Origin of the sequence: Serratia sp. CY44782 (assembly GCF_052168715.1) — a bacterium.
Lineage (GTDB): Bacteria > Pseudomonadota > Gammaproteobacteria > Enterobacterales > Enterobacteriaceae > Serratia > Serratia nevei.
On record NZ_JBJNME010000003.1, the window covers coordinates 448,787 to 458,583 of the forward strand.

The 9,797-nt window shown below is 59.6% G+C and carries 7 protein-coding genes; 1 reads left to right on the forward strand and 6 read right to left on the reverse strand.

Features of this window, described 5'->3' with window-relative positions; genetic code table 11:
- Positions 1-6 precede the first annotated feature (6 nt).
- Genes astD through ACJ8HT_RS08160 form a run of 3 tightly spaced genes read right to left on the reverse strand, consistent with a single transcriptional unit; the run spans position 7 to position 3,780 of the window.
- Positions 7-1,479, reverse strand: coding sequence for a succinylglutamate-semialdehyde dehydrogenase (astD, locus tag ACJ8HT_RS08150; protein ID WP_197652982.1), 1,473 nt, complete (start codon positions 1,477-1,479; stop codon positions 7-9).
- A complete protein-coding gene (gene astA, locus ACJ8HT_RS08155; protein ID WP_038877029.1) occupies positions 1,479-2,513 on the reverse strand; it encodes an arginine N-succinyltransferase in 1,035 nt (344 codons plus the stop codon). Before astA ends, astD begins: the two co-directional genes overlap by 1 nt.
- A gap of 52 nt (positions 2,514-2,565) precedes the next feature.
- Positions 2,566-3,780, reverse strand: coding sequence for an aspartate aminotransferase family protein (locus ACJ8HT_RS08160; RefSeq protein WP_194571718.1), 1,215 nt, complete (start codon positions 3,778-3,780; stop codon positions 2,566-2,568).
- A gap of 665 nt (positions 3,781-4,445) precedes the next feature.
- On the opposite strand from ACJ8HT_RS08160, the gene ACJ8HT_RS08165 reads away from it, so the two are divergent.
- Entirely contained in the window at positions 4,446-5,420 is a 975-nt protein-coding gene (locus tag ACJ8HT_RS08165) for an alpha/beta hydrolase (RefSeq protein WP_194571717.1), read from the forward strand.
- A gap of 2 nt (positions 5,421-5,422) precedes the next feature.
- Here the strand turns inward: ACJ8HT_RS08165 and ACJ8HT_RS08170 are convergent, their stop codons facing one another.
- The 3 genes from ACJ8HT_RS08170 to ACJ8HT_RS08180 form a co-directional block, all read right to left on the reverse strand.
- Positions 5,423-6,391 carry an ABC transporter ATP-binding protein gene (locus ACJ8HT_RS08170; RefSeq protein WP_197652971.1) on the reverse strand — a complete coding sequence of 323 codons (969 nt, stop codon included), beginning with the start codon at positions 6,389-6,391 and terminating at the stop codon, positions 5,423-5,425.
- Positions 6,381-7,367, reverse strand: coding sequence for an ABC transporter ATP-binding protein (locus ACJ8HT_RS08175; protein WP_194571715.1), 987 nt, complete (start codon positions 7,365-7,367; stop codon positions 6,381-6,383). Before ACJ8HT_RS08175 ends, ACJ8HT_RS08170 begins: the two co-directional genes overlap by 11 nt.
- A 150-nt stretch (positions 7,368-7,517) precedes the next feature.
- Positions 7,518-9,797 (reverse strand): hypothetical protein (locus ACJ8HT_RS08180; protein ID WP_442520127.1); only part of this gene is annotated, 2,280 nt, incomplete at its 5' end.

Below are 9,797 nucleotides of genomic sequence, written 5' to 3' on the forward strand. Positions count from 1 at the left end.
AGACGATTAACGGAACGCCAAGCCCGGCGAGAGCGTCGCCGGCAGCGACAGGCTTTCACTTTCCAGCGAAGCCATCGGCCAGGCGCAATAGTCCGCCGCATAGAAGGCGCTTGGGCGATGGTTGCCGGAGGCCCCCACGCCACCGAACGGCGCCGCGCTGGACGCCCCGGTCAGCGGCTTGTTCCAGTTGACGATGCCGGCGCGCGCTTCCAGCAGCAATCGCTCGAACAGCTCGCGCTGCGGCGATACCAGCCCCACCGACAGGCCGTAGCGCGTCCGGTTGGCCAGCTGCAGCGCCTCGTCGAAATCGCGGTAACGCACGATGGTGGTCAACGGACCGAAATACTCTTCGTCCGGTACGCCGGCCACGCCGGTCAGATCGACGATGCCCGGGCTGAGCAGCGAGCTGCCCGGCTCCAGCAGGCGCATGCTCAGCAGCGATTTGCCGCCCAGCGCCAGCAAGCGCTGCTGCGCCTTCAGCATGTTTTCAGCCGCGGTGGACGACACCACCCCGCCCATGAACGGCTGCGGTTCGGCATCCCAGCGGCCGACCCGCAGTTCACCCGCCACCTGCACCAGACGCTCGATAAAGGCATCGCCTTCCGCCCCCTGCTTCACCAGAATACGGCGTGAACAGGTGCAGCGTTGGCCGGCGGAGATAAACGCCGATTGGATAGCCAGGTTGACCGCCGCATCGCGATCGTCGAAGCCGTCGACGATCAGCGCGTTGTTGCCGCCCATCTCCAGCGCCAGGATCTTCTCCGGCTGCCCCGCCAGTTGGCGATGCAGGTGATAGCCGGTGCCGGCGCTGCCGGTGAACAGCAGGCCGTCAATATCCGCACTGGCCGCCAGCGCTTCACCGGTTTCCCGGCCGCCTTGCACCAGATTGATCACCCCATCCGGCAGACCGGCCTGCAGCCACAATTTCAAGGTCTCCTCGGCGGTCAGCGGCGTCAGCTCACTCGGTTTGAATACCACGCAGTTACCGGCCAACAGCGCCGGCACGATATGGCCGTTCGGCAGATGGCCGGGGAAGTTGTAAGGCCCGAACACCGCCAGCACGCCGTGCGGACGATGGCGCAGCACCGAAGCGCCGTCGGCCATCGCCGTCTGGCTAAAACCGGTGCGCGTCTGATAGGCCTGCAGCGAAATGCCCACCTTGCCGATCATCGCCTGAATTTCGGTCAGCGTTTCCCAGCGCGGTTTGCCGGTCTCGCGGCTGATGGTTTCCGCCAGCGACTGCTTGTGTTCTTCCAGCAAGGCGGCGAAGCGTTTTACCAGCTGTTCGCGCTGCTCGAACGGCGTACGTGCCCAAGCCGGGAACGCGGCGCGCGCGGCCTCACAGGCGGCGGCAACGTCACCGGCATCGGCGGCGTTGGCGCGCCACAGCGGCTGGTTGCCGACCGGATCGGCCTTGCCGAATTCGGCGCCGCGGCCCTGCCGCCAGACGCCGTTAATCAACAGTGCAGGATGGGACATCATGCTTTCTCCTGTGCAATAAGGGGGAGCACCCGCACCGGGCTGCCCTGCTCGACGCCCAGCGCCGCGGCGGTGGCGGCGTTGATATGCAGGCGGTCGTCATACAGATCGGCATTGACCAACAGTGCGCGGTAGTTCTGATAGTTGTCGTTGGCCACCAGATGCACCGGCGCATCGGCGCGCATCGGCGTGTCATCCAGCACCACTTTCACCAGGCGGCTCTGCTTCACCGCGCGGATGTGATCGATCTCGGCTTCCAGCGTCGGGCCGCCGTCGAAGATATCGACGTAGCCCTGATAGCTCAGGCCTTCCGCCTCCAGCAGGCGGCGCGCCGGCAGGGTTTGCGGATGCACTTCGCCGATCACTTTCTGCGCGTCTTCGGCCAGGAAATCGACATACAACGGGTGTTTCGGCATCAGCTCGGCGATAAACGCCTTTTGCCCGGTGCCGCTCAGGTAATCCGCCTTGGCGAACTCGATGGAGAAGAAATGGTGGCCGACGCTCTCCCAGAACGGCGAACGGCCGTTTTCATCGGAGAAACCGCGCATCTCGGCGATCAGGCGCCGTGAGAAACGCTCGCGGAACGCGGCAATAAACAGGAAACGCACCTTCGACAGCAGCTTGCCGTTCTCGCCGTGACGATAATCCGGATCGAGGAACAGCGTGCACAGCTCCGAATGGCCGGTATGGTCGTTGCTGAGGAACAGCGTCGGCACCGATTTATAGACGTTCAGCTGTTTGGAAGCGTGCACCTGCGTGCCGACGCGGAAGCTGTACCAGGGTTCCGCCAGGCCGACGGCCACTTCGATCGCACAGACACCCACCGCCTGCCGGCGCTCGCTGTCCTCCAACACGAACAAATAACACTGGTCACTTTGCGGAAGTTCGCCTTGCCAGGTTTTTAACGCCCGCTCAATGCGTGCCGACAGGGTATCTTCATTTTGCGGCAGTGAAGTGAGACCGATGCCGGATTTACCGGCAAGCGTCAGTAAATCCGCCAGATCGCGACGCTCTATAGGGCGAATAATCATCATAATGCGAACCTCTTCTGAATCAGGCTGCGCCGGTGAAGGCGCAGCCCGCTGATTAGCTGCAAATGCGCGCCACGGCGCGCGCGAATCGCGCCAGCCCCTCTTTCACATCCTGCTCTGGGATGATCAGCGACGGCGTGAAACGCACCACGTCCGGGCCGGCGATCAGCGCGATAACGCCTTCTTCGTTCGCCAGCTGGGTGATCTGCTTCGCTTTACCGGCATAGTCTTTCGTCAATTGGCAGCCGATCAGCAAACCGCCGCCGCGAATCTCGGCGAAGATCGGATACTGGCGGTTGATGTCGTTCAACCCGTCGATAAACCACTGGTGACGCAGTTTGACGCCTTCCAGCACTTCCGGGGTGTTGATGATGGAGAACACTGCCCCCGCCACCGCCGTCGCCAGCGGGTTGCCGCCGTAGGTCGTGCCGTGGGTGCCGACGCCCAGCGTTTTCGCCAGCGCATCGGTGGTCAGCATGGCGCCGATCGGGAAGCCGCCGCCCAATGCTTTGGCCGTGGTCAGCACATCAGGCACCACGCCGTACTGCATGTAGGCATACAGGTGGCCGGTGCGGCCGACGCCGGTCTGCACTTCGTCGAAAATCAGCAGCGCATTATGGCGATCGCACAGCTCACGCAGCCCCTGCAGGAAACTGGCTTCCGCCGGCAGCACGCCGCCCTCGCCCTGAATCGGCTCGACGATCACCGCGCAGGTGCGATCGTTGATAAGCTCGGCCGCCGCGGCCAGATCGTTATACGGCGTATGGGTGATGCCGCCTGGTAGCGGCGCAAAGTCCTGCGAATATTTTGGCTGGCCGCCGGCGGACACGGTGAACAGCGTGCGGCCGTGGAACGCGTTGTTGAACGCCACAATCTGATCTTTACCAGCGCCGTGCTGGTCGTGCGCATGCTTGCGCGCCAGTTTCAGCGCCGCTTCGTTGGCTTCGGCGCCCGAGTTACAGAAGAAAACCTTGTCGGCGAAGGTGGCGTCGATCAGCTTTTTGGCCAAGCGCAACACCGGTTCGTTGGTATAGCCATTGCCCAGATGCCACAGTTTGCCCGCCTGCTCCACCAGCGCCGCCTTGACCGCCGGGTGCGCATGCCCCAACGCGTTAACCGCGATGCCGCCGGCGAAATCGATGTAAGACTTACCCTGCTGATCCCACACCTGCGATCCTTCTCCCCGCACCAGAATAAAATCGGCAGGGGCATAAACCGGGACCATCCAGTCATCGAAAGACTGGCGGGTAACTGCGATTGGCTGTTCCATAGTGACCTCATAATCTCAGCAAAGGCTGAATTTTGACTGTAAGGACCGCTCAAGCCCGGCTAGGCCGCCACAATGCAAAAAAACCGCTGTTCGAAACTGACTTTCCTGGCGGAGAAAATGCTGTCCCTCACCGCTGATTTAGAAACAAATCTGTTACATAAAATCGGTTTTTCACTATTTATGGCGTATATCCGGTCCCTGAGCGGGGAGTAAATGTTAACGAGCAGTTAAAATACATGTCGTTTGATAAAGAGTGTAGAGCAGCTATCGTGCCAAAACGGAATTTTTGCCGGATTTTGCGATTTTTTGCGTTAAAACAACGGCTTATAATGCATATTTATTCATTTTCTATGCATTGGTAATGCATAAATTAAAAAATAAGGCCTAAAATCATCATTGCGCGCGAAATCCTATTCAATTACGAAAAACTTCAGGATTTCTGATCGGGCTCGCAAAAATAATTTCATCGGATTTGCTCGCTATCACACTTTTTGCCCCAATCGGGTGCAGCGATGCGCCAGGATCGTGCAACGCGGCAGCGACGCAGAGATCCCACCCGCCATGCTCCCGAAACAGGGCCGCGCTGACCGCAGCTCCTGCTTTATGCGCCAGCGACTACACTGTGATCCTGACCGCATCTTCTCTTCTGCGTACAAGGAGTCACCATGCCCAAGAAAACCGTCGATCTCAGCCAGCCACGCGCCCAGCAGGACATTCGCACGTTTCTCGACGCGCTGAATGCCGGCGGCGGTAAACCCATGGAACAGATGAAACCCAAAGAGGCGCGCAGGGTCTTGGAGGACGCGCAGCGCAGCGTCGAGGTGCCGCTGCGCGAAGTGGAAATCAGCGAGAAAACCATCCACGTGGAAGGTCAGGATATTCTGCTGCAGCTGGTGCGGCCGGCCAGGGTCAAAGAGGCGCTGCCGGTATTCATGTTCTTTCACGGCGGCGGTTGGGTGCTGGGCGATTTCCCCACCCATGAACGGCTGGTGCGCGATCTGGTGCACAGCTCTGGCGCGGCGGCGGTGTTCGTCAACTATCCCCGCTCACCCGAGGTGCGCTACCCTGAGGCGATCAACCTGGCTTACGCCGCCACCGAATGGGTGGCCGAGTACGGCGAGAAGATCAACGTCGACGGGTCGCGACTGGCGGTGGTCGGCAACAGCGCCGGCGGCAATATGGCGGCGGTGGTCAGCCTGATGGCCAAAGAGAAAGGCATACCGGCGCTGCGTTGCCAGATCCTGCTGTGGCCCGTCACCCGCGCCCAGTTTGATACCGACTCCTATCATCAGTTCGCCGAAGGCCATTTCCTGACTCGCAACATGATGAAGTGGTTTTGGGACAGCTACGCGCCCGATAAGACGCAACGCAAAGACATCTACGCCTCGCCGCTCAACGCCACGCCGGAACAGCTGCGGGGTTTGCCGCCGGCGCTGGTGCAAACCGCCGAGCTGGACGTGCTGCGCGATGAGGGCGAAGCCTACGCGCGTCTGCTCGATGCCGCCGGCGTCGAGGTCACCTCCACCCGCTATAACGGACTGATCCACGACTACGGCCTGTTGAATCCGCTCGCCCACGTCCCGGCGGTGCATTCGGCGATCCACCAGGCCGGGCGCGCGTTGAAGCACTACCTGTCCTGACGCTAGCCGACCACGTGGCACGCCACCTGATGACCGGGCGCCACGCTGCGCAGGCGCGGCGCCTGTTCACGGCACTGCGCCGTGGCCTGCGGGCAGCGCGGATGAAAACGGCAGCCGTGCGGCGGGTTGGCGGGATTCGGCGGCTCGCCGCTTGCTGCCCTAGGCAGCGAGCGATGCGCATCCAGCGTCGGCACCGCCGCCAGCAAGGCCTGCGTGTAGGGATGCAGCGGCCGGCGAAATAACGCATCGCGGCCGGCGCTCTCGACAATCTGCCCCAGGTACATCACCGCCACGTCCTGACACAGATGCTCTACCACACCGAGATCGTGTGAAATAAACAGCAGCGTCACCCCCTGCCGTTCCTGCAAATCGGAGAACAGATTGATGATCTGCGCCTGAATCGACACGTCGAGCGCCGATATCGGTTCGTCTGCGACGATAAACTCCGGCTGTAGGATCAGCGCGCGCGCGATGCCGATGCGCTGCCGCTGGCCGCCGGAAAACTCATGCGGAAACCGTCCGTAATGCTGTGGAGACAGCCCGCAGACCGCCAGGGTGTCGATCACCCGCTCGCGCAGTTCCGCCTTGCTCGCCAGGCCGTGCTGCAACAGCGCTTCGCCGATGGCGTCGCCCACGCGCAGGCGCGGGTTCAGCGAACTGTACGGATCCTGAAACACCAGCTGCATTTTCGGCCGCAGGGCGCGCAACGCGTCTTTGCTCAGGCTATCCAACGCCTGCCCTTTGAACATCACCTCGCCGGCGGTTTTGTCGTGCAGGCCGAGCAGCGTGCGGCCAACGGTGGTTTTGCCGCTGCCGGACTCGCCCACCAGCCCGAAAATGCGGCCCTTGCGAATGCTGAAGCTGACGTCGTCCACCGCCTTCAGCTGGCCAGTGGTTCGCCCGAACAGCCCGTCGCGCAGCGGGAAATATTTCTTTAATCCTTTCACTTCCATCAGAGGTTCAGTTGACATGCAGGCGCCCTCCGGCGTTGAGGAAACAGGCGGACTGGCGCTGCGGTGTGCCGTACAGCGGCGGGATGCCATCGCGGCAGCGAGCGGAGGCCTGCGCACAACGCTCGGCAAACGCACAGTGTTCAGGCAAGCGCGCCAGATCCGGCACCTGGCCGGGAATGGAATACAGGCGGCGGAGCCGCTGGCCCGGCACCGGCCGCGAGGCGATCAGCCCCTGAGTATAAGGATGCCGCGGCTCGGCCAACACTTCCCGCGTCGTGCCCTGCTCGACGACGCGCCCGGCGTACATCACCGCCAGCCGGTCCGTCATCTGGGCGATCACCCCGAGATCGTGGGTGATCAAGATCATCGCCATGTTGTGTCGCCGGCTCTGCTCACGCAGCAACGCCAGGATCTGCGCCTGTACCGTGACGTCAAGCGCCGTGGTTGGCTCATCGGCGATCAGCAGCGCCGGGCGGCATCCGATCGCCATGGCGATCATCACGCGCTGCAGCATGCCGCCGGACAGTTGATGCGGGTAGCAGCGCATCAGCGCCTCCGCGCGCGCCAACCCCACTTCCGTCAAGAGTTGAATCGCCTGACGCCAGGCCGCTTTCGGCGACAGGGCCAGGTGGCGAATCAGCGGTTCCACCAGCTGTTCACCGAGGGTCAACACCGGATTGAGCGCGCTCATCGGCTCCTGAAAGATCATCGCCAGCCGGTTGCCGCGCAGATCGGCCATCTTTGAAGCCCGCAGCGACAGCAGGTTCTGCCCTTCAAAGCGAATTTCACCGCCGTCTACCTGCGCCAGCGGCTGCGGCAGCAGCCCCATCAGCGCCATGGCGGTCACGCTTTTGCCGCAGCCCGACTCGCCGACGATCCCCAGCGTTTGCCCGGCCTGCAGCTCAAGGCTGACCTGCTGCACCGCCCGCACCGGCCCTTGCTCTCCCTGAAACGACACCGACAGCCGATCGAACGCCACCAGCGGTTGACTCATCGTGTTACCCCGTTCATTTTCGGATCGAGCGCGTCCCGCAGGCCTGTAGCGCGGCGAATTTTTTTGGACTATTTCGCGTTAATTTTCGGACTGTATAACGGAGGGATAAAAGCTTGTTCTGGACAGTCCAGAACAAGCCGCAACATAGGATTATGCGTAGTGATAGTACAGCCACAGGTCGCTCAAGTTGGCTGCAAGATATGGGATATTTGTGCCAGGCCTACCCTGTACGTCTTCTGAGGTGACATTGCTGTAACCATAGAACCGGCCTGGGTAGCCTGGACGCGGCCCAAACTCTGTTTTGAACGTCTCTGACAGAGCCTTCGCAGCATTTACTGTTGACTGCCGGTTACCCATAAGCAATATAGCCATAGCCCACGCCACAGTTGGCGGCTGACCTCGGCGCGATTCAGACCAGCAATAGTCCAGCTCACGCAACGCGCCTGTACCTGACGTGGCCCTAAGCAGCAGATTTACATTGTCAATTTGCCCATCACTGCGTCCCACAAGCCTAAACGCGAATGCCAGGAAATAGCCAATCCACGATTGGTACGGTAGCCAAAGGTCGGTGGCTGGCGATGCGTTTTGACCATCAGTAACAACGCCAGGGATGAGCTGATAGGTGGTTTCGAGTCGACTCAATACTCCGTCGAACGCATTTTTGTATACATCACCCGAATCCAGCCCCGCATAACGGGCTAAACCTAACACTCGCAGCCCCATGGCATTCGAGTTACCTACGTCAGTCAGGTATTTGCCGTGTAACGGAATACCACCGATCGCGTTGTAACGGTCAACCATCGCATCAGCGAAGTTTTTAATCCCAACTTTCAGTTCGGTAATTGCTGCTATGTCATTTTCCTGCACGGCTGCGTAATACATCCATTGCAACGGAGGGATGACACACGTCGCGGCGAACTCCAATCCGTAGCGCTCTGAGAGGTAATTGTCGCCGAGCTTGTCCAGTGGCCCGAAGTTTGTATTCAGGTAATTTTTGAAGTCCCCAAACAGTTGTTGGAATGTGCTGTTCCGATGCCTGATGAACCGCTGTATTTCTGTTGTGTATGGACGGTGGTAGGCGGTTTTCGTACCGCCCTTGGCAACATAGTAGTCATAGTAATCAGACCTGCGTGAGGCTTCATCCCAGAACGAAAGTATCGAGTCCGAAAGTTCGGCCAGCGCAGGCAGAATCTGCTGACGCTTGTAGGCTGGGTATGCTCCATCACCCAGGAACCCTACAGGACGGTTAAATACTTCTATCGCGACATTACGCGGGCTGTCCTGGCTTTCGTTGCAGTCCATCCAGAACTCAAACGGCCAAGTCCAGTTTTTCTCAACTGGCCAGTTGATAAAACTGGTATCACTGGTCGAGGTGTAGCGCCATCCGGCATACATCTGAACCCTTCCGGTACCGATACCCCCGGCTGCTGCCGTCAGGGGACGGGTAGGCCCATACTGCGTGCCGCTACGGTGGGTGTCGCCGCAGGCTCTCACAACAGTCAGTGACATTGGCGTGGTGAAGGTGCCTGTCGCCGGGGTTAACGCCGTTTTAAATTTATCATCCGCGACAAACGTTGTATCTCCCGTCTGCAGACGAATATCAAAGCCATACAATTTCCCGACCGGTATTTCTTTCTTGGCAACGCACATCCCGTAAATCTGTACCTGACCCGACGTAAATATCCGATATCGCACGCGCAGCTTTAACACGCCGGCATCAAGACCATACTTTTCCGAGTTATATACGATAGTTTCAACCTCGGAGAACACTGGCCCGGTACTGACAAGACGAACCAGCGGCTTATAGGAGAAACGCGTCAAATCGGCTGAGCCGTTGAGTACACCTGCAAATGTCGCAAAATGGCTCATGCCATGTGAAACGCCATTTTTATCAACGATGGCACCCAGCAAAAAATTGCTGATATCGCGAAACTGAAACGTGTTACCGCCAACTGTAATATCGTAGCCGTCATTCACCGCGATCAATTTCGGGTAAATACCGTGTGTCTTGGGCGAGCTATACCCGCGCAGTTCGACATAAATTTGTTTACCGGCTGGGATATCCGCATTAAAGAACACCGAGCCGGCATTCAACGACCCATCGGCATGGCGCCCCGTATCGAGCTGTTTTCTCAGATTGGTGTGGTATTCACCCGCAAACTGACAGTCAATCTTGCGCCCCTGTTCATCATGCAATACCAGGCAATTTGTCGATGGGATCTCCCCCTGCGGAAAGACACATTTTAACTCAACGGGGTAATGCGTAAAATCCAGCGCTGTATTATTAACGACATCAGCAACCTGGCGAATGTAGCTATTATGCGGTTTAAATGTCAGTTTAACGCGTTGGCGAATGGTCGCCGCAACCCCTACATCACCGACAATCTCAACGGTATAGGCACCGGGCGGCACGATGATATCAAACGTGTC

Coding starts and splice junctions, on each gene's coding strand:
- astD (WP_197652982.1), bottom strand. CDS start 1,479: ATGTCCCATCCTGCACTGTTGATTAACGGCGTCTGGCGGCAGGGCCGC.
- astA (WP_038877029.1), bottom strand. CDS start 2,513: ATGATGATTATTCGCCCTATAGAGCGTCGCGATCTGGCGGATTTACTG.
- ACJ8HT_RS08160 (WP_194571718.1), bottom strand. CDS start 3,780: ATGGAACAGCCAATCGCAGTTACCCGCCAGTCTTTCGATGACTGGATG.
- ACJ8HT_RS08165 (WP_194571717.1), top strand. CDS start 4,446: ATGCCCAAGAAAACCGTCGATCTCAGCCAGCCACGCGCCCAGCAGGAC.
- ACJ8HT_RS08170 (WP_197652971.1), bottom strand. CDS start 6,391: ATGTCAACTGAACCTCTGATGGAAGTGAAAGGATTAAAGAAATATTTC.
- ACJ8HT_RS08175 (WP_194571715.1), bottom strand. CDS start 7,367: ATGAGTCAACCGCTGGTGGCGTTCGATCGGCTGTCGGTGTCGTTTCAG.